The organism is Streptomyces sp. 840.1, from assembly GCF_003751445.1.
Taxonomy (GTDB): Bacteria; Actinomycetota; Actinomycetes; order Streptomycetales; family Streptomycetaceae; genus Streptomyces.
In genome coordinates this window covers 5,391,709-5,417,707 of record NZ_RJUU01000001.1, presented here as the reverse complement: position 1 = coordinate 5,417,707, position 25,999 = coordinate 5,391,709, and the positions used below count along the sequence as shown (strand labels likewise).

Below are 25,999 nucleotides of genomic sequence, written 5' to 3'. Positions count from 1 at the left end.
CGGCGCGGTCAGGCGGTCGAAGTCTTCGACGGCCGATCCTGCCGGTCGTCCGGCAGGTCATCCGGCCGCCCGGCCGCCGGGATCTGCCGGTGGACGTCGTCCAGCAGGTTCCGCATCGCGAGGCGGAAGAGTTCGGCCTGGTGGTCGCCCAGGAAGGCGGCGTGGCCGAACACCTCCAGGATGACGAGGCCGTTGAGGTGGCCCCACGCGCTCAGCAGGAGGGCGGTCGCGGGGGGCGGCAGGCGTCCCGGGCCGTAGTGCGGCAGGTGTTCCAGGTACGCCCGGAGCTCGGGCGAGAGCGCGGGGGTCTCGGCGGCGGCGAGTTGCTCCCGGGTGAACCCGTCGAACATCTCGCGCTCGAAGATCGAGCTCATCCGGCGCATCGCCTGCGTCGTCGGGCCCTCGACCGGCGCCGCGTAGTCCCGCAGCGGCGTCCCGTAGAGCAACTGGAAGCGCTCGGGGTGGGCGACGGCCCACCGGCGGTAGCCCTCGGCCGCGACCACCAGGCGCGGCAGGCCGGGGTCGTCCGGCGCGGCGTGGACGGCGGCCTGCACCGCGTCGGCCAGGTCGCCGTACGCCTTGGCGATGAGCTCCGTGACGAGGGCTTCCCGGCTCGGGAAGTAGTGGTAGAGGGCCTGCACGGTCATGCCGAGACCCCGGGCGACCGCGCGCAGGGACAGGGCGGCCGGACCGCCCTCGGTGATGTGGCGCTCGGCGGCGTCCAGGATCTCCCGGGTCGCGGCGGCCCGGCGGCGCTGGCGCAGGGTCGGCGGGGCCGTCGCGTGTTCGTCGGCAGGCATGTGGCGACCGTAAGGCGGCCGGTGCGCTCCGGGCAAGAGAAAGTTGCCGACCGTGAAGAAAATCTAACACTGCCAAATCTTCTTGTTCCTCACTAACGTCACCCGTGGCGCTCCGCCGGGCAGCACACCGGCAGCACCCCCTTGAACAACTCCGGCCACTTCGGGCCGTTTTCGCCGTATGGACACCTAAGGAGAAAGTGCGTGTTTGAACGCATAGCCGAACTGGCCATCCGCCGGCCCCGGTTGATACTCGTCGTCGCCGTCGTGGCTGTCGCCCTCATGGGCGTCCTGGGCTCCGGCGCGTTCGGCAAATTGCTCGGGGGCGGCTACGACGACCCGGCCTCCCCGTCCACCCGGGCCGGAAAGGTCATCGACGAGAAGTTCGGCGGGGAGACGAACCTGGTCCTGCTGGTCCGCGCCGGCGGGGGCCGAGTCGACGCCCCGGCCGCGCGGCAGAGCGGCCGGGCGCTGCTGGCGAGCCTCAAGAAGGAGAAGAGCCTCGACAACGTGGTCTCGTTCTGGGACACCGGCAGCGCCGCCCTCCGCTCCGAGGACGGCCGCGAGGCCATGGTGCTCGCCCATGTGAAGGGGAACGGCACCGAGCGGGACGAGAACGCCAAGGGCGTCATCGACGCCTACTCCGGGCCGTACGAGGACGGGCTCACGGTCCGGGCGGGCGGTGCCGCCGCCGTGACCAGCGAGATGGGGACGCAGTCGGGCAAGGACCTGCTCCTGGCCGAGGGCATCGCCGTACCGCTGACGCTGGTGCTGCTCCTGATCGTCTTCGGCAGCGCGGTGGCAGCCCTGCTGCCGCTGGTGATCGGGATCATCGCCATCGCGGGCACGTTCGCGGAACTCTTCCTCCTCGGCAGCGTCACCGATGTCTCGGTCTTCGCCGTCAACCTGACCACGGCGCTGGGGCTCGGCCTCGGCATCGACTACGCCCTGCTGATGATCAGCCGGTTCCGGGAGCAGCTCGCGACGGGGGCGAGCGTGGACGACGCCGTCCGGCGGACGGTGGGCACCGCGGGCCGTACGGTCGCCTTCTCCGCCGCGACGGTGGCGGCCGCGCTCGCAGCCCTCCTGGTGTTCCCGCAGTACTTCCTGCGCTCGTTCGGCTACGCCGGGGTCGGGGTCGTCGCCATCGCGGCGTTCAGCACCCTGTTCGTCATGCCCGCCCTGTTCACCGTCCTGGGCCACCGGGTCAACAGCGGGCGGATGCCGTGGTCGAAGCCGGGCCGCTCCAGTGCTCGGGCCCCGCTGTGGGGACGGCTGGCCGGCACCGTCATGCGGCGGCCCGCGCTCACCGCGCTGCCCGTGCTCGCGGTCCTGCTGGTCGCGGCGAGCCCGCTCCTCGGCATCACCTTCGGCACGCCGGACGAGCGCGTGCTGCCCTCGGGCGCCGAGAGCCGCCAGGTGTCGGCGGTGCTGCAGGAGAAGTTCGACGGCAACGACGACGCCGCCCTCCATGTCGTCATCGACTCCTCGGTGGGCAGGGCCCCGCTGGGGTCGTACGCGGCCGGACTGTCCGGCCTCAAGGGCGTCGCCCGGGTCGAGACCAGCGCGGGAACATACACCGGCGGACGGTCCACGGCCGCCGGTGACCCCTCGCTCGGCCGCCCCGACGCGCAGCGCATCAACGTGGTGAGCGCCCTGGAGCCGAAGTCGGACGAGTCCCAGGCCCTGGTCGGCGAGGTACGGGCGCTCGCCCCGCCCGCCGGTTCGCAGGCGCTGGTGGGCGGCACGGACGCCGTACTCGTCGACGCCAAGGGCGCGATCGCGGACCGCCTGCCGATCGCGGTGACCCTGGTCGTCCTCACCACGTTCCTGCTGCTCTTCCTGTTCACCGGCAGCATCGTGCAGCCGCTGCGTGCACTGGTGCTCAACCTGATCAGCCTGGGGGCGACCCTCGGCGTCATGACCTGGATCTTCCAGGACGGCCATCTCTCCTCCCTGCTCGGCTTCACCGCACAGCCGATGGAGGTGTCCATGACCGTGCTGATGTTCTGCATCGCCTTCGGACTCTCCATGGACTACGAGGTCTTCGTCACCAGCCGCATCAAGGAACTCCACGACCAGGGCGAGGACAACGAGAGCGCCGTGACCAACGGGCTCGGACACACCGGGCGCATCGTCAGCGCGGCCGCCTGTCTGCTGGCGGTGAGCTTCTTCGCCTTCGGCACGGCCGAGCTCAGCTTCATGCAGCTGTTCGGCCTGGGCAGCGGCCTCGCCATCCTCATCGACGCCGTCGCGGTCCGCGGCATCCTGGTGCCCGCCGCGATGCGGCTGCTCGGCCGCACGGCTTGGTACGCGCCCGGCTTCCTGCGCAGGGTCCACGGCCGGATCGGCCTCAGCGAGGGCGGCCCCGCCCCGGCGCCCGCCGCCGAGCCGTCGTACGTGAAGGACGCGGCCCAGGTCTGACCACCCCGCGGCCCCGCTCGACGGAGTGTGCCCGTCTCCCCCGTGACCGGGAGGCGGGCGCACGCGCGGACGGGCCGGGCGGTGCCCTGCGGCACCGGGCATGGTGGACTTCTGGTGCGGCGGACCGGGCGGACGCGGACAGCGACAGTGAGGCAGGGCATGACCGAGCACGGCAAGGACCACGGGTATCTGCTGGACAACCAGCAGTCGGAGGCGGGCATCCGGTTCGGCGCGCTGGCCGAGCTGTTCGACCCGGTGACCTTCCGGCACATCGACCGGATCGGCCTCACCGAGGGCATGAGGTGCTGGGAGGTCGGGGCCGGCGGCCCCTCCGTTCCGACAGGTCTCGCCGAACGGGTCGGCGCCACCGGCCAGGTGGTCTGCACCGACATCGACGTGTCCTGGGCACGGGAAGCGGCCTCCGACGTCGTCGAGGTGGTGCGCCACGACGTCGCGGCGGACCCGCCGCCGCCGGGCGGGTTCGACCTGGTGCACGCCCGGCTGGTCCTGGTGCACGTCGTCGACCGCGCCGAGGCCCTGCGCCGCATGGTCCAGGCGCTGCGACCGGGTGGTGTGCTGCTCCTGGAGGACGCCGATCCGGGGCTGCAGCCCCTGCTGTGTCCGGACGAGTCGGGCCCCGAGCAGCGGCTGGCGAACCGTCTGCGGTCCGGGTTCCGGGAGCTCATGGCGGGGCGCGGCGCCGATCTCGCGTACGGGCGGACCCTGCCCAGGCGGCTGCGCGAGGCGGGCCTGCTCGACGTGCGGGCGGACTCCTACTTCCCGATCACGTCGCCCGCCTGCACCGTGCTCGAGGCGGCGACCGTACGGCAGATCCGGGGCCGGCTCGTGGCGGCGGGGATCGCGAACGACGAGGACATCGACCGACACCTGTCGAACGTCGCCACCGGGGAACTCGACCTGGCGACGGCCCCGATGATCTCCGCCTGGGGCCGGCGCCCGTAGGGCCGGAGCCGTCCCTGACGGGTCCCGCATCGGTCAGGATTCGAGAAGCGCGGGTCGTGGGGGCGCGCATAACCTGACCGCCATGGACATCACCATTCACACGAGCGTCCTTCCGCACGACGACCCGGACGCCTCCCTGGCCTTCTACCGCGACACCCTCGGCTTCGAGGTCCGCAGCGACGTCGGCCAGGGACGGATGCGCTGGATCACGGTCGGCCCGGCGGGTCAGCCCGACACCGCCATCCTGCTGGCGCCCCCCGCCGCCGACCCGGGGGTCACCGAGGACGAACGCCGCACCATCGCCGAGATGATGGCCAAGGGCACCTACGGGTGGATCCTGCTGGCCACCCGGAATCTCGACGCGACCTTCGAGAAGGTGCAGGCCGGCGACACCGAGGTCGTCCAGGAACCGACCGAGCAGCCGTACGGGATCCGCGACTGCGCCTTCCGCGATCCTGCGGGCAACTTGATCCGCATCCAGGAACTCCGCTGAGAAGGGAACAGCTCTTGTGCCGTCCCTCGTGGGCACGGGCCCGCGCCGAGCACCAGCGACTGCGTGACCTGGCACTCCTGCGCCGGGTCCGCGACCGGATGGACCGGGAGTACGCGCGGCCGCTGGACGTCGAGGCGCTCGCCCTCGGCGTGAACATGTCCGCCGGCCACCTCAGCCGTCAATTCCGCCTGGCGTACGGCGAGTCACCGTACGCGTACCTGATGACGCGTCGTATCGAGCGCGCCAAGGCGATGCTGCTCCGTGACGGCCTGGGCGTCACGGAGATCTGCTTCGCGGTCGGCTGCTCATCACTCGGCACCTTCAGCACCCGCTTCACCGAACTGGTCGGGATGTCGCCCAGCGCGTACCGCCGCCGCGCTGGGGGCGCCGCCCCGGGGGTGCCGGCCTGCGTGGCGAAACAAGTGACCAGACCGGTCAGGAATCGAGAAGCGACCGCCCCGGAGCCACAACTAGCGTGACTGGCATGGCAATCACCGAAGCAGTCACCTCAGTCGACTCAGTCACCCTCGAAGTGGACGACCTCGCGGCCGCCCAGCACTTCTACGCCACCGCCTTCGGCCTGGGCCCGCAGCTGCGCCTGCGGGCCTGCGAGGCGGCCTCGGACGGCTTCCGGGGATTCACGCTCTCGCTCACGGTGTCGCAGCCGGGCACCGTCGACAGCCTGATCGGCTCGGCGCTCGAAGCCGGTGCCACGTCACTGAAGCCCGCCGCCAAGTCGTTCTGGGGGTACGGCGGTGTCGTCCGCACCCCGGACGGCACGATCTGGAAGGTCGCGACCTCCGCGAAGAAGGACACCGGTCCGGCCACCCGGGAGGTCGACGACATCGTGCTCCTGCTCGGGGTCGAGGACATCGTCGCGAGCAAGCGCTTCTACGTCGGCCGGGGCTTCGCCGTGGCGAAGAGCATCAGCCGGATGTACGTCGAGTTCGAGGCCGGCCCGGGTCGGATCAAGCCGGCGCTGTACCGGCGGCGCGCCCTGGCCAAGGACGCCGGGGTCTCCCCCGACGGCACCGGCTCGCACCGGCTCGTAATCGGCGGCGGCGCGGGCCCCTTCACGGACCCGGACGGTTTCGCCTGGGAAGCCGCACCATGACCCGCCCCGTCCTCACCGCGGCCCGGAGGTGCGCCGGCGGACCGCCTCCTTGCTCTCGTCCGGCAGCGCGTCGGCGGCCAGCAGCCGGGGAAGCAGATCGCCCTCCAGGGTCATGGCCCGGAAGGCGAGCGCGACGGTCACCTCGTGATCCGGCCGGTGCACCACCTCGACCGGGTCGCCGGCGCGGATGTCACCAGGCTCGATCACGCGCAGGTAGGCCCCGGGCAGCGCGGCCTGCGTGAACCGTTTGATCCAGCCGTCACGCCCCAGCCAGCCCTGGAACGTCCCGCACGGGATCCGCGGACAGGACACCTCCAGGACCACGTCCGCCCCGATCCGCCAACGCTCCCCGATCAGGGCGCCGTTGACGTCGATCCCCAGGGTCGTGAGGTTCTCCCCGAAGAGGCCGTCGGCCAGCGGCCGGCCCAGCTCGGCCTGCCAGCCGTCGAGGTCCTCGCGGGCGTAGGCGTAGACGGCCTGGTCGGAGCCGCCGTGGTGCTTCACGTCGTAGACCCGGTCACCGGCGAGGCCGACCGCGCCGGTGCCCTTGGGGCCGGGGGCGGTAACGGCGACCGGTCCCGCGACGGGCCGCTTGTCGATGCCGGTCGAGCCCAGTCCCTTCCACGGGTTGGGGCGCGGCCGGCCGGTATTGACGGAGAGCAGCTTCATGCCGGGGACCATACGATCGCGGCCGCGCCGGGGGCGACACATTTATCCCGCCGCCCAGGGCCGGCGGACGGGGCGGCCGACGGGCGCCCGCCACCGGCTCAGGCACCCCGATGGACGCGCCCCGGATGCCGGCCGGGTCCGGCGGGCGGACCATGGAGGCGGGCGGCGACGCCCGCGCCGCGCTGTGCCTCCGGACCTCGGGCCTGCACCCGCCCGTCACCCGAAGGCCACACCCCACCAACAGCCTCATCTCATATCTGAGATAGCCTTTCGGCATGTCAGATGACTACCTCGTACGTATCGGCAAGCTCATCCGTGACGCCCGTCAGCACCGGGGCTGGACACAGAGCCAGCTCGCCGAGGCGCTCGCCACCAGCCAGAGCGCCGTGAACCGCATCGAGCGCGGCAATCAAAACATCAGCCTTGAGATGATCGCCCGCATCGGTGAAGCACTCGACAGTGAGATCGTGTCGCTCGGCTACGCGGGCCCCATGCACCTGCGGGTGGTCGGCGGGCGCCGGCTGTCCGGCGCCATCGACGTCAAGACCAGCAAGAACGCCTGCGTGGCGCTGCTCTGCGCCTCGCTGCTCAACAAGGGCCGCACGGTACTGCGCCGGGTGGCCCGCATCGAGGAGGTCTACCGCCTCCTGGAGGTGCTGAACTCCATCGGTGTGCGCACCCGGTGGATCAACGACGGCACCGATCTGGAGATCGTCCCGCCGGCCCGGCTCGACATGGACGCCATCGACGCGGACGCCGCCCGCCGGACCCGGTCGATCATCATGTTCCTCGGGCCGCTGCTGCACCGCACGGACCAGTTCAAGCTGCCGTACGCGGGCGGCTGCGACCTCGGCACCCGGACCATCGAGCCGCACATGATCGCGCTGCGCCGGTTCGGTCTGGAGATCGCCGCGACCGAGGGCATCTACCACGCCAGGGTCGACCACTCCGTCACGCCCGGCCGCCCCATCGTGCTGACCGAGCGCGGTGACACCGTGACCGAGAACGCGCTGCTGGCCGCCGCCCGGCACGACGGCACCACCGTCATCCGCAACGCGTCCTCCAACTACATGGTCCAGGACCTCTGCTTCTTCCTGGAGGCGCTGGGCGTACGGGTGGACGGCGTCGGCACGACCACGCTGACCGTGCACGGCGTGCCCACCATCGACGTGGACGTCGACTACTCCCCCTCCGAGGACCCGGTCGAGGCGATGAGCCTGCTCGCCGCCGCCGTCGTCACGGAGTCCGAGCTGACGATCCGCCGGGTGCCGATCGAGTTCCTGGAGATCGAGCTCGCGGTACTGGAGGAGATGGGCGTCGACTGCGACCGCACCTCGGAGTACGCGGCCGACAACGGGCACACCCGGCTGGTGGACCTGACGGTCCGGCCCTCCAAGCTGGAGGCGCCGATCGACAAGATCCACCCGATGCCGTTCCCCGGGCTCAACATCGACAACGTGCCGTTCTTCGCGGCCATCGCCGCGTCGGCCCACGGCCAGACCCTCATCCACGACTGGGTCTACGACAACCGCGCCATCTACCTCACCGACCTCAACCGCCTCGGCGGGCGGCTCCAGCTCCTGGACCCGCACCGGGTGCTCGTCGAGGGCCCGACCCGGTGGCGCGCGGCCGAGATGATGTGCCCGCCCGCGCTGCGACCGGCGGTGGTGGTGCTGCTCGCAATGATGGCGGCCGAGGGCACCTCCGTACTGCGCAACGTGTACGTGATCAACCGAGGTTACGAGGAGCTGGCGGAGCGGCTGAACTCGGTGGGCGCACAGATCGAGATCTTCCGGGACATCTAGGGCCTCTCGTTTGGATCATGCCGTTCGGACCCTTCCGGCGCGTGCCGCCGCACCCATCGCGTGCGGCGGCGCCCGCCCCCCGTCCGGCCGCTGCCCCGCCCCTCGGGCCCGGGGCAGTTTTCATTTCCGGAAACCTTTGGCGGGCACGGAGCCGTTCCCGCAGCTCCACCCCTCCCACACTGGTCTGGACCATAGCCGGAACCCGTATCCCCTTTACACCGCGGGCCCGCCCATGCGTCACTCATGACACGTTCACATCAAGAACCCTCTGTGCGCCGCACTCCCACCGCGCCTCCCCCAGGGCACCCGCATCGCACTTACGACGAACCGCCGGCTACGCGGGTAGACCGCACGGCCGGCGGGCACCTCTCGACACCGTCCTACCCCACTCGACGCGCCAGGAGGCATCCGTTGTTATCCCGAACCCACAGTCCCCGGTCCGTACGTCGCAGACTCGTGGCGGCCGCCGCGCTCGCCATGGGCGTGGCCCTCGCCCCGATGATGTCCGCGGTCCCGGCCTCGGCCCAGCCGGCGCCTGCCGGCAGCGCCATCCCCCTCGGTGACGGCTACATGGGCGTCGGCTACACCGAGGACGGCAAGTCCTTCAAGCCGGACGCCCGGGAGCTCCGGCTCGACGCCGACGGAGCCTCGGCGCAGCTGGCCGCCACGGTGCCGGGGATCGACGTCTCGCACTACCAGGGGTCGATCAACTGGTCCTCGGTGAAGGCGGCCGGGATCCAGTTCGCCTACATCAAGGCCACCGAGTCGACGACGTACCGGGACACCGCCTTCAACGCCAACTACCTGAACGCCTACAACGCCAAGGTGATCCGGGGCGCGTACCACTTCGCGCGGCCGAACCTCTCCACCGGTGCGGCGCAGGCCAACTACTTCGTGGCCCACGGCGGGGCCTGGTCGAGGGACAACCTGACGCTGCCCGGCATGCTCGACCTCGAAGGCGGCTGCTCCAGCAAGTCCACCGCGGCGATGCGTACCTGGATCCTCGACTTCTACAACACGTACAAGGCGAAGACCGGCCGGGACGCGGTGATCTACACCAGCGCGAGCTGGTGGAACACCTGCACCGGCAGCTGGACCGGCATGTCCGCCAAGAGCCCCCTGTTCGTGGCTCACTGGACGAGCGCCTCCAGCCCCTCCATCCCGGCGGGCTTCCCGTACTGGACGTTCTGGCAGTACACCGACTCCGGCTCGGTGGGCGGCATCTCCGGCGCCGTGGACCGCGACCGCTTCAGCGGCACCGGTGCGAGGCTGCTGGCGCTGGCCAACAACACCCCCTGAGCGCGAGCGCGGTGACCGGGAGAACGCCGGCGGCGCGGGACGGGGGGCCGCGCCGCCGGTGACCGTCGCGGCCGGGCATCACCCGTCCGGACCGCGCCCGGTCGCCGCGCCCGGCAGGCCGTTCCACGATCGGGGTTCGGTCAACCGAGGGGAGATGTCCGGTCGTGGACCCACAGAACGGCTACGAGTGGCAGGCGCAGCAGGCCGGTCAGGCGCCGCCGGAGCCGGCGCGTCCCCGCGTCGACGCCGCACGGCTGTGGGCGGGCGGCGCGATGACCGCCGTCGTGGCCGCGCTCACCGCGGTCGTGGGGCTGCTGCTGATCCGCGGGGTGCTGGGGGTCGCGGTCTTCGCCCCGGAGGGTGACGGGGCGATGGGTGACGCGTCGACGGGGGTACTGGCCGCCGGGGCCGCCCTGAGCGCTCTGGTGGCGACCGCCCTGCTGCACCTGCTGATCCTGGCCACGCCCCAGCCGGGCACCTTCTTCGCCTGGATCGTCACTCTCGCCACCGCCGTCATGGTGCTGCTGCCGTTCACCACGTCCGCGCCGCCGGCCGCCATGGCGGGCTCGGCGGCGCTGTATCTCGCCGTCGGGATCACGATCGGCTGCCTGCTGTCCGCCGCGGGCCGCAGCGCGATGCGCCAGGAGTACTGACCCGGCCCCGACCGGTACGGGCTGTATCCCTACGGCGTGTAGAGGGCGTCACTGCCGTACAGCTCTCTGGTGAACGCGGAGACGTCGGCACTGCGGTCGGCGCCGTCGAGGTTGTACGTCAGGTAGACGCCGTACCCCTCACTGACGGTACGGCGGGCGAGATCGGCGGCCGTACCCTGCGAGGTGCCCCCGATCTCGACCGCCGCCGGGGACAGCTTCGACTTGGGCAGCGCGATGCCGGGGACCTGCCAGCTGCCGTAGTAGGGGTTCCAGGCGTAGTCGAACTCGGACGAGACGTCCACGCCGTCGTAGGAGAGCCGCGAGGCGGCCGGGCCGATGTTGTAGAGGCTGATGATCTTGTCCGGCATGTTCGAGCGCAGCGCCGTCACCAGCTGCACGAACGAGCTGTCGTTGGGCTGGCCGGTGCCGTTGTTGCCGTAGTCGGCGTACTCGTCGTCGAAATCGATGCCGTCGAGGCCGTACTCGGCCACGGTGTCCGAGAGTTCCGTCGCGAACGCCGAAGCCGCCTGCTGGTTCGGGAGGTTCGCGAAGCCCGCGCCCTCGTGGTTGCCGAGCACCGAGAGGACGACCTTGATGCCCTTCTCCTGCAACGGCCGTATCTCCGTGGCAGCGTTGTCGAGGACGCGCTGCACGTTCTCGTTGAAGTGCAGATACGCCGCCTTCGTGCCCGTGTCGTAGTTGATGTTCGCCGCGAAGATCACGGCGACGTCGAAGACGTTGCCGCCGTCGGCGAGGGTGTACTTGCCGACGTTGAGCATGCTGTTGTTGTTCACCTCGACATACGCCACCGAGGTCGGTTCCTGCTTCGTGGCAGCCGGGGTGGGAAGGGGCGCCGCTGCCGCGCCGGTCGTGGCGGTCGTGCCGACGACGAGAGCCGCGACGGCCGAGAGCGCGAGCGCGGCCGTCCGCACTCTGCTGCGTACCGGAGTGAGCATCGTTGATCGGTCTCCCATCGCATAGGCCGGCGCCACGGACCCGTTCGGGAGCGCCGGACGATCCCTCCGAGCCTTCCGCCCCCGTCACCGGATCCCGGGAACCTCGCGCGAACCCTCACGACTCCCACCCACGCTCCACAGCAAATCCGGCAGCCGGTGAGGCCAACGCGCCGACACCCGGCGGGCCGCCAGGAGTGCTGACGGGACCGATCCGGACAAGCAGGTCCGCCGGACCTGCGGTCAGCGAAGCGGTTCGCGGCGGGCGACGAAGTGGCCCAGCTCCTCGGCCCCGCCGCGCGGCAGGCCTGCGACGGCTGCCTCGGGCAGCGCGGTAACCACAGCACACAGCCTCGCCCTCAGGTCCGGCAACAGGGCCCAGTCGGCGGCAGGGGCGCCGACGACAGTGAGCAGCAGGTCGCCCTCGTAGAAGCAGGCGTCGATCAGCGGCTCGTCGAGCAGCCGGCGCACCGCGAGTGGAAGCACGTAGGGCAGTGCCACCTGCTGCGCAACGAGGGTGCGCAGATCCGCCGGACCGAGTTCCCCCAGGCGCACACGCCGCAACTCGTGGACTGTGCGCACCAGATGGGTCGCGTCAGCGGCAGGGAACGTCCAGCGGGGTGGGTCCAGTTCGTCGAGTGTGCGGTCCAGGTGCAGCAGATGGTTCATGGCCTCCATTCTCACCGGCACGGGCCGGGAGTCCTCGGCTCAGGTCACCGGCTCTCCTCCGTGAGCTGCTCGTCCAGTTCGTCGAAGAGCAGCTCACCGTGGTCGATCTGACCGGTCCGGTACGCGGAGCGCGCGACCAGGTGCGCGGCGACCGGGCCGGTCATCAGCTGGAAGAAGCCGATCAGCGCCAGGGTCGCCAGGTCCATGCCGCTGCGCAGCCGCAGCGCGACGCCGGCCAGCACGATCAGCATGCCCAGGGACTGGGGTTTGGTCGCCGCGTGGCTGCGGGACAGGACGTCCGGCAGCTTCAGCATGCCGATCACGCCCAGCAGGCAGATGGCCGCGCCGAACAGGACCAGGACCGCGCCGGCCGTGTCGGTGATCTGGAGCCAGACGCTCAAGGTGTCTCCCTGTCGGGCTTCTTGGGGCCGTCCGCGCGCGGGCGGCCCGGGGGCCGGTCGCGTACGGCGATGAAGCGCGCGATGCCGACCGAGCCGGTGAAGCCGAGGAAGGCCAGCACCAGCATGATCGGGAAGTAGAACGGGTCGCGGGCGAAGGCCGACTTGGCGCCGAGCCCGGCGATGATCAGGGCGGCGCAGACGTCCAGCGAGATCGCCCGGTCCAGCATGGAGGGGCCGCGCCAGATGCGGGTCAGCAGGCCCGCCCCGGCGATGACGATCACGACGACGGCCGCGATGATCAGCCCCCGGTCCACGGCTTCCGGAACACTCACGCGTCCTCCCCCTGTTCTCCCGGCAGTTCGCCGGTGTGCGGCGTCCCTGGTGGCGGTCCGGCGACGCGGGCGATCTCGTCGCGGGTGCCGAAGGCCCGGACGGTCAGCTCCTCCATACGCCACACCGAGCGCCGGGCCGCGTCCAGTTCGGCGGGGCGGTCCGCGTCCAGGACGTGCAGGAAGACGGTGGCCGTGGCGCGGCGCACCTCGACGACCGATCCGCCGGGCACGTTGGACATCGCGACGGCGGTAGCCGTGAGCATCAGGTCCGAGCGGCAGCGCAGGGGTACGGCGATCACGGCGGCCCGGTGCGGATGGTCGGCGAAGATCTGCCGGGTGACCCGTACGCCGGAGGTGTACATGTCGTAGAGCAGGAAGGCGGCCAGCCGCAGGATGCCCCAGGGGTGCAGCCGGAGTCCGAGGTCGACCTGCGGGAGCGGGAACGCCAGGCAGACCGCGACCGCGACCACCACCCCGGTCAGCACGTTGGCCCAGTGCAGGCTGGACCAGAGCAGGACCCAGATGACGGTGAGCCAGGCGATCAGCGGCAGGTCGAGCACGCGCCGGCGGCGGCCGCGGAACTCGCAGCTGAACGGCGGCAGGTCCTTGTTCCGGTAGGAGAACCTGATCAGTCGTCTCACCGTCCGAGCACCGCCTCGATGTAGGGGGACCGCGCGAGGAGTTCGGCGGCCGAGCGGTCGGTGAACGAGGTCAGCGGCCCGGCGAACACGGTGAAGGCGAGGCCGAGCGCGACCGTCGCGGCGGTGGCCCAGGTCATCGGGCGCGGCAGCTTCGTGGTGGTGGTGACGGCGTGTCCGTGCAGGGTGGCCGCCACCGCGCGCCCGGCCGGCTGGTGGCGGGTCCGTACCCCTTCGTCGCCGGTGCCGGGCATCCGGTCCGGGCCCTCGTCGGCGTCGCTGTCGTCCTCCTCGTCGGACTCCAGGACCGTGCCGTCCAGTGCCTGTCCGGGGGGAGCGGCCCGCCAGAACGCCAGGTTCCACACCTTGGCCATCACGTACAGCGTGAGCAGGCTGGTCGCCGTGGATCCGATGACGAGGATCCAGGCCCAGACACCCCCGTCCGCGACACCGGCGCGCATGAGTCCGAGCTTGCCGATGAACCCGGAGAGCGGCGGGATGCCGGCCAGGTTCATCGCGGGTACGAAGAAGAGGACGGCCAGCAGCGGCGCGGCTCTGGCGAGTCCGCCGAGCCGGGTGAGTTCGGTGGTGCCGCCGCGCCGTTCGATCAGCCCGGCCACCAGGAAGAGCGTGGTCTGCACGGTGATGTGGTGGACGACGTAGACGATGGCACCGCCGTACGCCTCGCGGGTGGCGAGTCCGATGCCGAAGACCATGTAGCCGATGTGGCTGATGAGGGTGAAGGAGAGCAGCCGCTTCAGGTCGGTCTGGGCGACGGCGCCCAGGATGCCGACGACCATCGAGGCGAGGGCCGCCGCCATCAGCAGGTCCCCGAGCCGGTTGCCGGGGAAGAGCAGGGTCTCGGTGCGCAGCATGCAGTAGACGCCGACCTTGGTGAGCAGCCCGGCGAAGACCGCGGTGACCGGGGCGGGGGCGGTCGGGTAGGAGTCGGGGAGCCAGGCGGCGAGCGGGAAGACGGCGGCCTTGATGGCGAAGACGGTCAGCAGCATCGCCTGGATCAGGGTCTGGACGCCCAGCGGGAGTGCGGCCAGGCGTCCGGCCAGCTGGGCGAAGTTGGCGGTGCCGGTGGCCGCGTACGTCATCGCGATGGCGGTGAGGAAGAGCATGGAGGAGAACAGCGAGATGATCACGTAGGTGGACCCGGCGCGGATCCGGGGGCCGGTGCCGCCGAGGGTGAGCAGCACGAAGCTGGCGACCAGCATGATCTCGAAGCCGACGTAGAGGTTGACCAGGTCACCGGCGAGGAACGTGCAGGAGACCCCGGCGACCAGGATCAGGTAGGCGGGGTGGAAGACCGCCACGGGTGTCTCCTCGTCCCGGTCGGCCATGCCCTGGCCGAGGGAGTAGACGAGGACGCAGAGGGTGACGGCGGACGAGACCGTCAGCATCAGCCCGGAGAGCCGGTCCGCGACCAGGGTGATGCCGAGCGGCGGGGCGAAGTCGCCGAGGTGGACGGTGAGCGGTCCCTCGATGTCCGCCTCGATCATCAGGGTGACCGAGAGGCCGAGTACGGCGGTGAGCACGGCGACGCTGATGAAGCGCTGGAACTGCTTGAGCCGGGTGCCGAAGGCGAGGCTCAGGCCGGTGGCGCAGAGCGGCAGCAGCACCGGCAGCGGGACGAGTGCGTTCACCCGGTGTCTCCTCGGTTCGGGTCGTCGGGCATGGGGTCGGGGGTCTCGGGCGTCTCGGGTGTCTCGGGGGCGGGGGCGGGGGGCTCGTCGTCGGGGTTCGCCTCTTCGCCGGCTGCCGCGTAGTGCTCCGGGTCCGCGCCCAGGACGTCGTGCCACAGGTCCCCGGTCGCATCCCGGCCGCGGGCCTGAAGGGCGCGGTCGGCGCGCAGTCTGGCTCTCAGCCGGCGGCGCTCCGCGCGGTAGCGGCGGCGTTCCTCGTCGCTGCGGTCCGACTCGGCCCGGTACTGCTCACGCAGTTCGTCGCGCTCCCCCAGCACCTCGGCGCGCAGCACGATGCGCCGGTCCTCCAGGTCGTCGTGGACCTCGTCCGTGCCGGTCAGCTGGTGGCTGCGGTAGGCCATGGCCAGGAGGAAAGCGGTGGTGGCGAGCGTGATGACGATGGCGGTGAGGGCGATGGCCTGGGGCAGCGGGTCGGTGACCTGGCTCAGCGCGACGCCGTAGAGCAGGGGTTCGCGGCCGGCCGTTCCGGTGGCGGACAGCACGAGCAGGTTGATGCCGTTGCCCGCGATCACCGCGCCCAGCAGGATGCGGGTGAGCGGCCGGGTGAGCATGAGGATGCCGCCGACCGCGCACAGGACCGCGGCGGTGGCGAGGAGGGAGGCGCTGACGGTCATGAGGCAGCGCCTCCTGCGTCCGGCGCCGGTCCGGACCGTGCCGAGGCCGCCTGTTCCGCGGCGGCCCGCTCGATCTGCCGGTCGATCTTGGCGCCGAGGGCCCGCACGATGTCCAGCACCACGCCCAGCACCAGGAGATACACCCCGAAGTCGAAGATCACCGGCGTACCGAAGTGGTACTCGCCGATCAGTGGCAGCCGCCCGTAATGGGTCCAGGCGTGCAGGACCGTTCCGTCGGCGAGGCCCAGGAGGGCGACTCCGGTGGAGAGGAACAGGCCGAGGCCGGTGAAGAGTCCCGGCTGCAGCGGAGCCGCCTCGGCGAGTTCGAAGCGGCCGCCCGCGAGATAGCGGGTGATCAGGGCGACTCCGGCGACCAGCCCGCCGACGAATCCGCCGCCCGGCATGTTCTCGGCGCAGAACAGCAGGTAGACCGAGAGCACCAGGATCGGGTGGAACAGCAGCCGGGCCACCACCTCGAAGACGACGGAGCGGTGCTCGGGCGCGAGCGTGGCGCCGGCCGCCAGCCAGCCGCGCTCCGGCGCCCCCTCGTCGCCGTGCGGCAGCCCCGTCAGCGGGGTCGCGGCCACCGACCAGGCGGTGTGCCCCTGCCGTTCCGGGGGCGCCGCGGCCCCCTCGGCGCGCCGGTGCAGATAGATCAGGCTCGTCACACCGATCGCGGCGGCGGCGAGCACGGCGGACTCCCCCATCGTGTCCCAGGCCCGCAGGTCGACCAGGATGGTGGCCACCACGTCCTTGAGGCCGTGGTGCGCGGTCTCCTCGACCATGGCGGCGCCCGCCGGTTTCGCGGTGCGCGCGGCCGCCGCGACCCACACCACCACGCTCAGGGTGGCGGCCGCCGCCAGCGCCACCGGAATGCGCACGGCTCGGCGCCAGCTGCTGACCGACTCCTGGAAGTGCACCGGCATCCGGCGCAGCACCAGCACGAACACGATCATCGACACGGTCTCCACGCAGAACTGCGTGAGCGCCAGGTCCGGTCCGCCCTGGACGACGAAGAGCAACGCGGTCCCGTATCCGGTGAGTCCGGCGAGCACCACGGCCTTCATGCGGCGCCTGACGGTCAGACAGAGCAGGGCCGCCGCACAGGTCAGCACGGCGACCGCCCCCTGCAGCGGTGCGTCCCAGAGCCTGGGCGCGGCCGCGCCCCGCCAGGGCCGGTCCGTGGCGAGCACGGCCAGCTGCCCACCGAGCATCACGAGCAGCGTGGTGGCGAGGTAGACGGAGAGCGAGCCGCGCTGGACGAACCCGGTGATCTGGAGGGAGAGCCGCTCCAGGCCGAGCAGCAGGTGGCCGAAGACGTTGTCGGCGGTCGGCCAGGCGATCCGGCGGGAGAGCCGGGTGACCTCGCCGCGCCATGCGAACAGCGCGGCGCCGCCGGCCACGGCGACGGCCGAGAGCAGCAGCGCGGTGCCGAATCCGTGCCAGAGCGCGAGGTGGTACGGGTGCGCGGGGGCCGGAAAGGTGTCGGCGTAGGCGCTCAGCAGGTGGTCGGTCCACCCGACGCCGGGCCCGAGGACGAGGCCGCAGCCGGCGAGCAGCGCGGGCGGGGCGAGGAAGACCCAGCCGACCCGGTGGACGGGGGTGTCGGCGACTCCGGGCTTGCGCAGGAAGGCCCCCCAGACGAACCGGACGGTGTAGGCGACGGTCAGCATCGATCCGGCGACGGTGATGCCCAGCGCCCAGCGGTCGGCGGTGTCGCCGTGCAGCAGTGCCTCGAAGGCCGCCTCCTTCGCGGCGAAGCCGAGCAGTGGGGGCAGCGCGGCCATGGACGCGGCGGCGATCACGGCGACGGCGCAGACGTGTGGCAGCGCCCGCCCGACGCCGGAGAGTCTGCGCAGGTCCCGGGTGCCGGCCGCGTGGTCCACGATGCCGGTGACCAGGAACAGCGGCGCTTTGAACAGGGCGTGGCCGAGGATCATCACGGCGGCGGCCAGCGCCGCGTCGCGGTTGCCGATCCCGGCGAGCAGCGTGAGGAAGCCGAGCTGGCTGACGGTGCCGTAGGCGAGGACGAGCTTGAGGTCGTTGAGCCGCAGCGCCCGCCAGCCGCCGAGGAGCATGGTCGCGGCGCCCAGGACCATCACGACGGGCCGCCACACGGGCACGTCGGCGAACCCGGGTGCGAGGCGGGCGACCAGGTAGACGCCGGCCTTGACCATGGCGGCGGCGTGCAGATAGGCGCTGACGGGGGTGGGCGCGGCCATGGCGTTCGGGAGCCAGAGGCTGAACGGCCAGATCGCGGACTTGGACAGCGCTCCGCACAGGATGAGCACGACGGCCACCGAGACCGAGACGCTCGTGCGGGGCGGGTCGTCGAGGATCGCGGAGATCCGGTAGGTGCCTGCGGCCTGACCGATGATCAGGAAGCCGACCAGCATGGCGAGGCCGCCGAAGGTGGTGACGGTGAGTGCCTGGAGGGCGGACCGGCGGCTGTGCCGGTGCTCGCTGTTGTATCCGATCAGCAGGTAGGAGAAGACCGTGGTCAGCTCCCAGAACACATAGAGCGAGATCAGGTCGTCGGTGAGGACGAGGGCGAGCATCGCCCCGGCGAAGGCGAGCAGGTTCCCGGCGAATCCCGCCAGTTGCGGGGTGTCGTCGGTGAAGTACGAGGCGCAGTACAGCAGGACGAGCGTGCCGACACCGGCCGCGAGCAGCACCATCAGTTCGGCCAGCGCGTCCAGGCGCAGGCCGAGGGAGACGTCGTAGGCCGGGATCCAGTCCCACGACCAGGTCACCGAGGCGCCGGAGGCCGCGGTGTCCCACTGGGCGAGGGCCCAGCAGGTGGTGGCGGCGGGCGGCAGGGCGAGTACGACGAACGCGCGCGTGCCCAGTCGCCGGACCAGCGGGTGGGCGCAGGCGGCCAGGACGAAGTGGCAGACGATGAGCGCGGTCATACGGCTCCGCGGGGCAGTCCGCCGCAGGGTGTTGCAGAACGGGCAAAGGGCACTAAATACAGATATATCCCCGAACCGGCTTCACCCGTACGGCGCGCCGCGCCCACCCGGGAACAGTCAGATCGGTCGCGGCGGCTCCATACGGAGATGGCGGCTCCACGCAGTGATGATGACCGTGTGCATGTTCGGTGTTGCACATGTGAGGTCGCCTACTTTTCATTTTTACAATGTGACTAGTATCTATCTGTCTCAGTTCTAAACGGATTTGACCAGTCGTGAGGCTGGCATCATCGCCAAGGAGCATGCCCTGCGCACGCGCGCGTCTCGGCGGAGTGACTCGACCACCATGTCGCTGCGGACAGCCCTGCTCGTACTGGCCATCGTCCCCGGTGTCGCACTGGCCGCCCTCTGGGCCGTCACCAGTGGTCAGACTCTGCTCGACTTCCAAACCCAGGCAGCCCAGGGCCAGTTGGCCCAAAAGGCCGGCCAGCCGTCCAACATCGTGTACTACAACCTGCAGGAGGAGCGCCGGCTGAGCGCCGAGGCCCTGGCCCGCGGCGGAGGAGCGACCGCCGCCCTGCGCAAGCAGCGCAGGCTGACCGACGAAGCGATCACCAGCTTCCAGACCCTCTCCGACATCGACACCGGCGACGCACCCGGCGAGGTTCGCGAGGCGGTCGCCCAGGCCCGTCAGGCGATCACCCAACTCCCCGCCCAGCGGACCCTCGTCGACGAGGGCGACGGTGACCAGCAGAAGGCCGTGTACCGCTACTACACGGACCTGATCACGGTCGACCTGCAGCTGTTCACCGCGCTGAGCCATGTGGACAACGGCGAGATCACCACGCTCTCGCAGCCGCTGGTCGAACTGTTCTGGGCCAAGGAGATGATCTCCCGCACGGATGCCCTGCTGGCCCGGGGCTGGCCCGAGGGCAAGCTGAGCACGGCGGACCTCCAGGAGGTCCGGCAGGCCGTCTCCGCGCAGCTGTTCCAGTACACCTCCAAGGTCGCTCCCTACCTTCCGCCGGACGAGAAGGCCATGTGGGACGAGATCGCCGCCGGTCCCGCCTGGAAGACCAAGACCCAGGTGGAGACGGAGGTGCTGCGCCCCGCCGACCCGGACAGCGCCGGATTCGTCAGCCTCGGCGCCGGGGAGAAGACCTGGCGCGACGCGATGGACGATCTGACGCCCCAGCTGAAGAAGCTGATGGAGCACCGCACCGCGATGGTGGTCGAGAAGGGCAAGGACAGCGTCATCTCGCTGCTGATCAGGGTCGTCCTGACCACCGTGATCGGTCTCCTCGCGGTCATCGCGGTCATCTGGATCACCTGGCGGCTCACCCGTAACCTGCGCAGGCGTATCGGCGGGCTCCAGGAGCGCGCCGAGGAGCTGGAGCGGACGCTGCCCGATGTGGTCGACCGCCTCGGCAAGGGCGAGCGCATCGATGTCGAGGCCGAGGCCCGTGCCATCGCGCCGGACCTCGGGAGCGGAAAGTCCGACGAGCTGACTCAGCTGGGCAACGCGCTCAACCTGGCCCGCACCAGTGCCGTGCAGGCGGCGGTCAGGCAGGCCGACCAGCACCGCGGATTCGAGCGGCTGCTGCAGCGCATCGCGCGCCGCACCCAGCAGTTGATCGGCCAGCAGCTGAAGAAGCTGGACGAGCTGGAGCGCAAGCACGAGGACCCCGAGGTGCTGGACGGCCTCTTCGACCTCGACCACCTCACCGCCCGCCTCCGTCGCTACGAGGAGAACCTGGTGATCCTCGCCGGCGGCTCCCCGCACCGGCGCTGGCGCAAGCCCGTGCCGCTGCTGGACGTCATGCGCTCCGCCCAGGGCGAGGTGCAGGACTACCGGCGCGTGGTGCTGGATCTGGACGGCGCCCCGTGGCTCGCGGAGCGGGCCGTCGGGCCGGTCTCCCACGTACTCGCCGAGCTGATCGAGAACGCCCTCAGCTTCTCCAGGCCGCCGAGCCCCGTCGAGGTCAGGGCGGCCCGGGTGAGCCGGGGTCTGGCCATCGAGGTCGAGGACCGCGGCCTCGGCATGGACGAGCAACAGCTCGCCGATGCCAACGAGCTGATGAGCCGTCCGCCCAGAATGGACGTGCTGGCCCACTCCGACGACATCCGGCTGGGCCTCTACGTGATCGCGCGCCTCGCCGACCAGCACGGCCTGCGGGTGGAGTTCCGTCCCTCGGCCTTCGGCGGAACGCGCGTCGTCGTGCTCGTCCCGGACGCGCTGACGGTCGACGAACCGCGCACCGGACCGGTGGGCGTCCCGGCCCCCGCGACGGCCGGTCAGCCGGTGCCCGCCGCGACCGGTGACGCGGAGGCGCTGCCCACCCGGGGCCGCGGCCAGGCCCTGGCCGGGGTCACCGCGCTGCACGCCTCGGGCGCACCGTTCGACGCCGCCTTCGACAACGCGTCGAACCGTTCGTCGGACAGCTCGCTCGGCGGCTCGCCGGACGGCTCTCCCGACGACCCGTTCGTCGGCTCGCCGGACGGCTCTGCGAACGACTCGTTCGACGGCGCTGCGAACGGCTTCGACGGCTCGTTCGACGGCCGCGAGCACCCGCACCCGCCGTTCGGCACCGCCGTACCCGGGACGTCTCCGTACGGCTCCGCCCGGCCGGAGTCCCCGTACGGCGGCTCCCCCGGGGAGCCGTACGCCCCGGCCGAGCAGCCGTACATGAAGGCGGAGGGCCAGTACCCGGTGCCGCAACAGCCTTACCCGACGCCGCAGGAGCCGTACATGTCTCCGCAAGCGCCGTACCCGGACACGTATCCGGCGGGCGTCGCCGAGGACCCGCACGGATTCCCGGTACCCGGTCCCCGGCAGCCCGCACCGGCCGCCGGGCGCCCCGGACGGCTGCCGGTGGCCGAGCCCGACCATCCGGCCCCGCCGTCCGCCGACGCCATAACCGCCGGCGACGGGACCGGCCGGCCCGCCCTTCCCACCGCGCCGGCCGCGGAACCGCCGTTGCCGCGCCGGGTACGGCAGGCCAGCCTCGCGGACGAACTGCGGATCGATCCGGCCGCCGCTCCCGCCGCGCCGAAGCCGCCGAGCTGGGAGGAGAACCCGCTCCTGCGGCCGGCTCCGCGCAGGGCCGGAGCCGCGATCGGGGCCTTCCAGCGCCGGTCCAGGGCCGCCCGCGCGACCGATGAATCGCCGACGGAGCCCGACCCGCCCGCCCACCTCCCCACGAGAGAAGAACGGTCATGACACGCACAACCGCCACTCATCAGGACCTCGACTGGCTGCTCGACGGTCTCGTGGACTCGGTGGCCGAGACCCTGAACGCCGTGCTGCTCTCCGACGACGGCCTGGTGGTGAGCCATTCGCGCACCGTCGAGCGCGCCGACGCGGAGCGGCTGGCCGCCATCTGCACCGGCCAGCAGAGCCTCGCCCGGGGCGTCGGGCAGCTCTTCAACGGCGGCGGCGTGCACCAGGTGATCGTCGAACTGTCGGACCTGTGGCTCTTCATCATCTCGGCCGCCCAGGGCACGCACCTGGCCGTCGTGGCCTCCCAGGAGGTGGACGCCGAGATCATGTCGCTGGCCATGCACAACCTCGTCCAGCAGGTCGGCCAGAAGCTCAGCACGCCGGTGCGCGGTGAGTTCAACGCCTTCGGCGCCGGGGACGGGCCCCGCGCGTGAGCCCGCACTGGGAGGACGAGGAGGAGGACGGAGCGGGCACCATGGTGCGCCCGTACACCATCACCCGCGGCCGGACCGCTCCCGAGCGGGACGACTTCACCCTCATCACCGTGCTGACGACCGCGCACGACCCGCGGGACGAACACGGCGCGGCGGCCCGGCCCGGCCGGCTCCAGCCGGAACACCGGATGATCCTGGAACGCTGTCTGCGCCCCGCGGCCGTCGCGGAGGTCTCGGCCGACCTCGACCTCCCGGTCTCGGTGACCAAGATCCTGCTGGCGGACCTGGTGTCGCACGGCCTGCTGCTCGCCCGCGCCCCGCTCTCGGTGGCACGGGCGGCCGGCGGTGCGGACATGGGTGTGCTGGCCGCTGTTCGTGACGGACTCCGGAGACTCTGAGTAAAGATGACAAGCAGTCAGGCGGCCCCGGCCGCAGTCAAGATACTGATCGCCGGCGGCTTCGGCGTCGGCAAGACCACCCTGGTGGGGGCCGTCAGCGAGGTGGCGCCCCTGCGTACCGAGGAGTACCTGACCAAGGCCAGCATCGGTGTCGACGACCTGGCCGGTGTCGGCCAGAAGGACACGACCACCGTGGCGCTGGACTTCGGCCGGATCACGGTCAGTCCCGAGCTGGTCGTCTACCTCTTCGGCACACCGGGCCAGGAGCGCTTCTGGTTCATGTGGAACGACCTGGTGAACGGCGCGCTCGGTGGCGTCGTGATCGCCGACACCCGCCGGCTGGAGACCAGTTTCGCCTCGATCGACTTCTTCGAGAGCCGCGACATCCCGTTCGTGGTGGCGATCAACTGCTTCCACGGCCACAACACCCGGACGGCGCAAGAGGTACGGGCCGCGCTCGACCTCGACCCCCATGTCCCGCTGCTCGTCGGTGACGTGCGTGACCGGCCGTTCGGCCGGGACGTGCTGCTGGCCCTGGTCGAACACCTGATGAGCCTGCCCGTCGCGGCCGGCTGACGTCTCCGCGGAGCCCCGCCCGGCACCCGCTGATCCCCGCTGACTTCCCCTCTGGAGAGCTCCGATATGGCAACACCCCTGCGCGTCCTGGTACACGGCGGCGGCATCGGCGGGCTGACGCTCGCCACCGCCCTGGCACGGCGCGGCCACACCGTCGAGGTCATCGAGCTCCGCGACGAGCTCGACGCACTCGGCGTCGGCATCATCCAGCCGTCCAACGCCCTCCACGTCATGCGCGAGATCGGGGTGCTCGACGACTGCCTGAAGGCGGGCTTCGAGTGGGAGGTCCTGACCATCGCGGACCCGGCCGGGAACACCCTGGCCGAGATCCCGCAGCCCCGGATGGACGACGCGCCCTCCAACAACGGCATACCCCGCCCCGCACTGGCCCAGGTGCTCGGCAACGCCGCCGCGGCGGCCGGCGCCACCATCCGCTTCGGCACCACGATCGCGGAGCTCGCGGACGACGGCGAGGGCGTCGACGTCACCCTGTCCGACGGCTCGGCCGGCCGCTGGGACCTGGTCGTCGGCTTCGACGGCATCGGCTCGCCGCTGCGCACCCGGCTGTACGGCGAGCGGTACGCCCCCCAGTACACCGGGTTCGCCAACTGGCGGGTCACCATGCCCCGCCAGGAGCGGGTCAAGGGCGTCGTGATGAGCACCGCGGGCCAGGCGGCCAAGGCGCTGCTCACCCCGATCACGGAAGAACTGATGTACCTGGGCACGGTGTTCCCGGAGTCCGAGGACTTCCGGCCCGACCCGGAAAGGGCCCACGAGCAGCTCAAGGAGCGCCTCCCGATGTTCTCCGGCCCGGTCGCGGAGGCACTCGCCTCGGTCACCGGTCCCGAGGACGTGGTGTACTCGCGGATCTCCCAGGTGACCGTCGAGGAGCCGTGGCACGTCGGCCGGGTCGTGCTGGCCGGCGACGCCGCGCACGCGAGCACCCCGCACATCGCGCAGGGTGCGGCGATGGCCGTGGAGGACGCGCTGGTGCTCGCCGAGTCGCTGGACGCCGAGCCGGACGTCGCGGCCGCGCTCGACGCCTGGGAGGACCGCCGCCGTCCCCGCGCCATGTGGGTGCAGGCGATGTCGCGTGCCGTGCTCAAGCAGGAGACCGGCGGCGAGACGACTCCCGAGGAGGACGAGCTGCTGAAGGTCGGCATCCCGGGTGCGGCCCACGTACTGGTGAAGCCGTACTGATCACGCGCCGGCCGCCGCGTACCTGAGAGCGCGCCCCGCACGGCCCCGGCTTCCCGGGCCCTTGCGGGGCGTTCGCGCTCTCGTGGCACACGGCCTCAGGGCAGCACCGCGACGCCGTCGATCTCGACGAGCGCCTGCTCGTCCCAGAGCCGGGCCGCCCCGATCACCGCCATCGCGGGGTAGTCGCGGCCGGCCAGCCGCCGCCAGATCCGGCCCAGTTCGGCGGCGTTCGCCCGGTAGTCGGCCACGTCGGTGGCGTAGACCGTGACCCGGGCCAGGTCCGCCGGGGCGCCGCCCGCGGCGCGCAGGGCGGCGAGCAGATTGGTGAGCGCGGTGGCGAACTGCTCGGGCAGGGTGGCCCCGACGATGTCGCCCCGCTGGTCGAGCGCGGTCTGCCCGGCCAGGAAGACCAGTTGGCTCCCGGTGGCGGTGACCGCGTGCGAGAAGCCTGCGGGCGGCGAGAGTTCGACGGGGTTGATGCGGTGGATCGGGCTCATGCGGACGGCTCCCGGTTGGCGTACAGCTCCTTGGCGATGATCGTGCGCTGCACCTCACTGGCGCCCTCGTAGATCCGCGGGGCACGGACCTCCCGGTAGAGGTGTTCGAGCAGATGGCCCCGGCGCAGGGCGCGGGCGCCGTGCAGCTGGACGGCGGTGTCCACGACATACTGCGCGGTCTCGGTCGCGAACAGCTTCGCCATGGCGGCACGGCGCGGGACGCCCGGCTCCCCCGCGTCGTACGCGGCGGCCGCCGCGTACACCAGCAGCCGGGCCGCCTCGGTGCGGGTGGCCATCTCGGCGACCTGGTGGGCGACGGACTGCAGTTCCTTCAGCGGGCCGCCGAACGCGGTGCGCTCCCCGGTGTGCGCGACAGTGGCGTCGAGCGCGGCGCGGGCCATGCCGACGGCGAAGGCCCCCACGCTCGGCCGGAACAGGTTGAGGGTGTTCATGGCGACCCGGAAGCCCCGGTCCGGTTCGCCCAGCACGTCGTCCGCGGTGACCGGCACGTCGTCGAACGCGAGGGCGCCGATCGGGTGCGGCGAGAGCATGTCCAGGGCGCTGCCGGTCAGCCCCGGGCGGTCGGCCGGGACCAGGAACGCGGTGACGCCGCGGGCTCCGGCGTCCCGTGCCGTGCGGGCGAACACGGTGTAGAAGTCGGCCTCGGGGGCGTTGGAGATCCAGCACTTCTCGCCGGTCAGCCGCCAGCCGTCCGGTGCGGGCGCGGCTTCGAGCGCCAGGGCCGCCGCGTCCGACCCGGCCCCCGGCTCGCTGAGCGCGAACGCGGCGACGGCGCGGCCCGCGCGGACCTCGGGCAGCCAGCGCTCGCGCTGGGCCGTCGTGCCCGCCTGGACCACGGGGTACGTGCCCAGGCCCTGGAGCGCGAGGGCGGTCTCGGCCTCCGTGCAGCCCCGGGCGAGGGACTCGCGCAGCAGACAGAGGTCCAGGGCGCCGGAGTCCAGCAGCCGGCCCAGCAGCCCGAACTCGCCGAGGGCGGCGACCAGCGGCCGGTTGACGTGACCGGGCTCGCCCTTCTCCGCGAGCGGGCGCAGCCGCTGATCGGCGAGGGTGCGCAGTTCCTCGCACCAGGCGGTCTGGGCCGGATCGAGCGAGAATGCCGTCATACCGGCGCCTCTCTTGTCGGAGTCCCGTCGGGAGTTCTACGCGGTGCGGTGGTTTCGCGCCTTGCCTCGTGACCAGTTTTATCGCGGACCGTTGACTACCGT

The 25,999-nt window shown here is 71.7% G+C and carries 25 protein-coding genes; 13 read left to right on the top strand and 12 right to left on the bottom strand.

From position 1 onward, the window contains the following. Nucleotides 1-8 precede the first annotated feature (8 nt). On the bottom strand, nucleotides 9-800 hold the full coding sequence (locus tag EDD93_RS24830; protein WP_123527249.1) for a TetR/AcrR family transcriptional regulator: 792 nt from the start codon (nucleotides 798-800) through the stop codon (nucleotides 9-11). Nucleotides 801-1,001: 201 nt separating this feature from the next. Here EDD93_RS24830 and EDD93_RS24825 point away from each other — a divergent pair, with 201 nt between their 5' ends. From EDD93_RS24825 to EDD93_RS24805, 5 genes are all read left to right on the top strand, one after another. Next, the gene (locus EDD93_RS24825; protein ID WP_123527248.1) at nucleotides 1,002-3,221 is read left to right on the top strand and encodes an MMPL family transporter; all 2,220 of its coding nucleotides are present in this window, start codon (nucleotides 1,002-1,004) and stop codon (nucleotides 3,219-3,221) included. Nucleotides 3,222-3,380: 159 nt separating this feature from the next. Then, complete coding sequence (locus EDD93_RS24820; protein ID WP_123527247.1) at nucleotides 3,381-4,184, top strand: class I SAM-dependent methyltransferase; 804 nt, start codon at nucleotides 3,381-3,383, stop codon at nucleotides 4,182-4,184. An 82-nt stretch (nucleotides 4,185-4,266) separates the two neighbouring features. Further along, entirely contained in the window at nucleotides 4,267-4,677 is a 411-nt protein-coding gene (locus EDD93_RS24815; protein WP_123527246.1) for a VOC family protein, read from the top strand. A gap of 98 nt (nucleotides 4,678-4,775) precedes the next feature. Next, complete coding sequence (locus EDD93_RS24810; protein WP_123527968.1) at nucleotides 4,776-5,156, top strand: helix-turn-helix transcriptional regulator; 381 nt, start codon at nucleotides 4,776-4,778, stop codon at nucleotides 5,154-5,156. Nucleotides 5,157-5,161: 5 nt separating this feature from the next. Then, nucleotides 5,162-5,791, top strand: a complete 630-nt coding sequence (locus EDD93_RS24805; protein ID WP_123527245.1) for a glyoxalase — start codon at nucleotides 5,162-5,164, stop codon at nucleotides 5,789-5,791. A gap of 12 nt (nucleotides 5,792-5,803) precedes the next feature. On the opposite strand, the gene EDD93_RS24800 is transcribed toward EDD93_RS24805, so the two are convergent. Then, nucleotides 5,804-6,460: an MOSC domain-containing protein gene (locus EDD93_RS24800; protein ID WP_123527967.1), complete on the bottom strand. Its 657-nt coding sequence runs from the start codon at nucleotides 6,458-6,460 to the stop codon at nucleotides 5,804-5,806. A gap of 275 nt (nucleotides 6,461-6,735) precedes the next feature. On the opposite strand from EDD93_RS24800, the gene EDD93_RS24795 reads away from it, so the two are divergent. From EDD93_RS24795 to EDD93_RS24785, 3 genes are all read left to right on the top strand, one after another. After that, entirely contained in the window at nucleotides 6,736-8,265 is a 1,530-nt protein-coding gene (locus tag EDD93_RS24795; protein ID WP_123527244.1) for a UDP-N-acetylglucosamine 1-carboxyvinyltransferase, read from the top strand. A gap of 477 nt (nucleotides 8,266-8,742) precedes the next feature. Continuing rightward, nucleotides 8,743-9,564, top strand: coding sequence for a GH25 family lysozyme (locus EDD93_RS24790; RefSeq protein WP_398905140.1), 822 nt, complete (start codon nucleotides 8,743-8,745; stop codon nucleotides 9,562-9,564). A gap of 164 nt (nucleotides 9,565-9,728) precedes the next feature. Further along, entirely contained in the window at nucleotides 9,729-10,217 is a 489-nt protein-coding gene (locus EDD93_RS24785) for a DUF6069 family protein (RefSeq protein ID WP_221217333.1), read from the top strand. A gap of 29 nt (nucleotides 10,218-10,246) precedes the next feature. Here the strand turns inward: EDD93_RS24785 and EDD93_RS24780 are convergent, their stop codons facing one another. The 8 genes from EDD93_RS24780 to EDD93_RS24745 all read right to left on the bottom strand — a co-directional run bounded on the left by EDD93_RS24780 (nucleotide 10,247) and on the right by EDD93_RS24745 (nucleotide 18,448). Further along, nucleotides 10,247-11,173 carry an endo-beta-N-acetylglucosaminidase H gene (locus tag EDD93_RS24780; protein WP_123527242.1) on the bottom strand — a complete coding sequence of 309 codons (927 nt, stop codon included), beginning with the start codon at nucleotides 11,171-11,173 and terminating at the stop codon, nucleotides 10,247-10,249. 240 nt (nucleotides 11,174-11,413) lie between these two features. Further along, a complete protein-coding gene (locus EDD93_RS24775; protein ID WP_123527241.1) occupies nucleotides 11,414-11,839 on the bottom strand; it encodes a contact-dependent growth inhibition system immunity protein in 426 nt (141 codons plus the stop codon). A 44-nt stretch (nucleotides 11,840-11,883) separates the two neighbouring features. Beyond that, nucleotides 11,884-12,240: a monovalent cation/H(+) antiporter subunit G gene (gene mnhG, locus EDD93_RS24770; RefSeq protein ID WP_123527240.1), complete on the bottom strand. Its 357-nt coding sequence runs from the start codon at nucleotides 12,238-12,240 to the stop codon at nucleotides 11,884-11,886. Further along, a complete protein-coding gene (locus EDD93_RS24765) occupies nucleotides 12,237-12,572 on the bottom strand; it encodes a monovalent cation/H+ antiporter complex subunit F (RefSeq protein WP_123527239.1) in 336 nt (111 codons plus the stop codon). The genes mnhG and EDD93_RS24765 overlap by 4 nt, the downstream gene beginning before the upstream one ends. Next, complete coding sequence (locus tag EDD93_RS24760; RefSeq protein ID WP_123527238.1) at nucleotides 12,569-13,213, bottom strand: Na+/H+ antiporter subunit E; 645 nt, start codon at nucleotides 13,211-13,213, stop codon at nucleotides 12,569-12,571. The genes EDD93_RS24765 and EDD93_RS24760 overlap by 4 nt, the downstream gene beginning before the upstream one ends. After that, nucleotides 13,210-14,862, bottom strand: a complete 1,653-nt coding sequence (locus EDD93_RS24755; protein WP_123527237.1) for a Na+/H+ antiporter subunit D — start codon at nucleotides 14,860-14,862, stop codon at nucleotides 13,210-13,212. The genes EDD93_RS24760 and EDD93_RS24755 overlap by 4 nt, the downstream gene beginning before the upstream one ends. Beyond that, nucleotides 14,859-15,536, bottom strand: a complete 678-nt coding sequence (locus EDD93_RS24750; RefSeq protein ID WP_260255851.1) for a Na(+)/H(+) antiporter subunit C — start codon at nucleotides 15,534-15,536, stop codon at nucleotides 14,859-14,861. The genes EDD93_RS24755 and EDD93_RS24750 overlap by 4 nt, the downstream gene beginning before the upstream one ends. Then, a complete protein-coding gene (locus EDD93_RS24745) occupies nucleotides 15,533-18,448 on the bottom strand; it encodes a Na+/H+ antiporter subunit A (RefSeq protein ID WP_123527236.1) in 2,916 nt (971 codons plus the stop codon). The genes EDD93_RS24750 and EDD93_RS24745 overlap by 4 nt, the downstream gene beginning before the upstream one ends. Before the next feature lie 346 nt (nucleotides 18,449-18,794). Between EDD93_RS24745 and EDD93_RS24740 the strand changes: the two genes are divergently transcribed. The 5 genes from EDD93_RS24740 (at nucleotide 18,795) to EDD93_RS24720 (ending at nucleotide 24,276) form a co-directional block, all read left to right on the top strand. After that, nucleotides 18,795-21,668 (top strand): sensor histidine kinase, encoded by a 2,874-nt coding sequence (locus EDD93_RS24740; protein ID WP_123527235.1) that lies wholly within the window; start codon nucleotides 18,795-18,797, stop codon nucleotides 21,666-21,668. Next, nucleotides 21,665-22,102: a roadblock/LC7 domain-containing protein gene (locus tag EDD93_RS24735; protein WP_123527234.1), complete on the top strand. Its 438-nt coding sequence runs from the start codon at nucleotides 21,665-21,667 to the stop codon at nucleotides 22,100-22,102. The genes EDD93_RS24740 and EDD93_RS24735 overlap by 4 nt, the downstream gene beginning before the upstream one ends. Further along, nucleotides 22,099-22,500 carry a DUF742 domain-containing protein gene (locus EDD93_RS24730; protein ID WP_398904776.1) on the top strand — a complete coding sequence of 134 codons (402 nt, stop codon included), beginning with the start codon at nucleotides 22,099-22,101 and terminating at the stop codon, nucleotides 22,498-22,500. The genes EDD93_RS24735 and EDD93_RS24730 overlap by 4 nt, the downstream gene beginning before the upstream one ends. A 6-nt stretch (nucleotides 22,501-22,506) precedes the next feature. Next, nucleotides 22,507-23,076 carry an ATP/GTP-binding protein gene (locus EDD93_RS24725; RefSeq protein WP_123527233.1) on the top strand — a complete coding sequence of 190 codons (570 nt, stop codon included), beginning with the start codon at nucleotides 22,507-22,509 and terminating at the stop codon, nucleotides 23,074-23,076. A 66-nt stretch (nucleotides 23,077-23,142) separates the two neighbouring features. Then, nucleotides 23,143-24,276, top strand: a complete 1,134-nt coding sequence (locus tag EDD93_RS24720) for an FAD-dependent monooxygenase (RefSeq protein ID WP_123527232.1) — start codon at nucleotides 23,143-23,145, stop codon at nucleotides 24,274-24,276. A 95-nt stretch (nucleotides 24,277-24,371) separates the two neighbouring features. Here the strand turns inward: EDD93_RS24720 and EDD93_RS24715 are convergent, their stop codons facing one another. Then, on the bottom strand, nucleotides 24,372-24,773 hold the full coding sequence (locus tag EDD93_RS24715) for a RidA family protein (RefSeq protein ID WP_123527231.1): 402 nt from the start codon (nucleotides 24,771-24,773) through the stop codon (nucleotides 24,372-24,374). Next, nucleotides 24,770-25,897 carry an acyl-CoA dehydrogenase family protein gene (locus EDD93_RS24710; RefSeq protein WP_123527230.1) on the bottom strand — a complete coding sequence of 376 codons (1,128 nt, stop codon included), beginning with the start codon at nucleotides 25,895-25,897 and terminating at the stop codon, nucleotides 24,770-24,772. Before EDD93_RS24710 ends, EDD93_RS24715 begins: the two co-directional genes overlap by 4 nt. Nucleotides 25,898-25,999: the final 102 nt, after the last annotated feature.

Excerpts from the sequence above, each read along its gene's own strand:
- EDD93_RS24725 (WP_123527233.1), top strand. The coding sequence starts at position 22,507 with ATGACAAGCAGTCAGGCGGCCCCGGCCGCAGTCAAGATACTGATCGCC.
- EDD93_RS24815 (WP_123527246.1), top strand. The coding sequence starts at position 4,267 with ATGGACATCACCATTCACACGAGCGTCCTTCCGCACGACGACCCGGAC.
- EDD93_RS24805 (WP_123527245.1), top strand. The coding sequence starts at position 5,162 with ATGGCAATCACCGAAGCAGTCACCTCAGTCGACTCAGTCACCCTCGAA.
- EDD93_RS24820 (WP_123527247.1), top strand. The coding sequence starts at position 3,381 with ATGACCGAGCACGGCAAGGACCACGGGTATCTGCTGGACAACCAGCAG.
- EDD93_RS24780 (WP_123527242.1), bottom strand. The coding sequence starts at position 11,173 with ATGCTCACTCCGGTACGCAGCAGAGTGCGGACGGCCGCGCTCGCGCTC.
- EDD93_RS24800 (WP_123527967.1), bottom strand. The coding sequence starts at position 6,460 with ATGAAGCTGCTCTCCGTCAATACCGGCCGGCCGCGCCCCAACCCGTGG.
- EDD93_RS24775 (WP_123527241.1), bottom strand. The coding sequence starts at position 11,839 with ATGAACCATCTGCTGCACCTGGACCGCACACTCGACGAACTGGACCCA.
- EDD93_RS24790 (WP_398905140.1), top strand. The coding sequence starts at position 8,743 with ATGGGCGTGGCCCTCGCCCCGATGATGTCCGCGGTCCCGGCCTCGGCC.
- EDD93_RS24750 (WP_260255851.1), bottom strand. The coding sequence starts at position 15,536 with ATGACCGTCAGCGCCTCCCTCCTCGCCACCGCCGCGGTCCTGTGCGCG.
- EDD93_RS24720 (WP_123527232.1), top strand. The coding sequence starts at position 23,143 with ATGGCAACACCCCTGCGCGTCCTGGTACACGGCGGCGGCATCGGCGGG.
- EDD93_RS24710 (WP_123527230.1), bottom strand. The coding sequence starts at position 25,897 with ATGACGGCATTCTCGCTCGATCCGGCCCAGACCGCCTGGTGCGAGGAA.
- EDD93_RS24715 (WP_123527231.1), bottom strand. The coding sequence starts at position 24,773 with ATGAGCCCGATCCACCGCATCAACCCCGTCGAACTCTCGCCGCCCGCA.
- EDD93_RS24745 (WP_123527236.1), bottom strand. The coding sequence starts at position 18,448 with ATGACCGCGCTCATCGTCTGCCACTTCGTCCTGGCCGCCTGCGCCCAC.
- EDD93_RS24810 (WP_123527968.1), top strand. The coding sequence starts at position 4,776 with ATGGACCGGGAGTACGCGCGGCCGCTGGACGTCGAGGCGCTCGCCCTC.
- EDD93_RS24740 (WP_123527235.1), top strand. The coding sequence starts at position 18,795 with ATGTCGCTGCGGACAGCCCTGCTCGTACTGGCCATCGTCCCCGGTGTC.
- EDD93_RS24795 (WP_123527244.1), top strand. The coding sequence starts at position 6,736 with ATGTCAGATGACTACCTCGTACGTATCGGCAAGCTCATCCGTGACGCC.
- EDD93_RS24735 (WP_123527234.1), top strand. The coding sequence starts at position 21,665 with ATGACACGCACAACCGCCACTCATCAGGACCTCGACTGGCTGCTCGAC.
- EDD93_RS24830 (WP_123527249.1), bottom strand. The coding sequence starts at position 800 with ATGCCTGCCGACGAACACGCGACGGCCCCGCCGACCCTGCGCCAGCGC.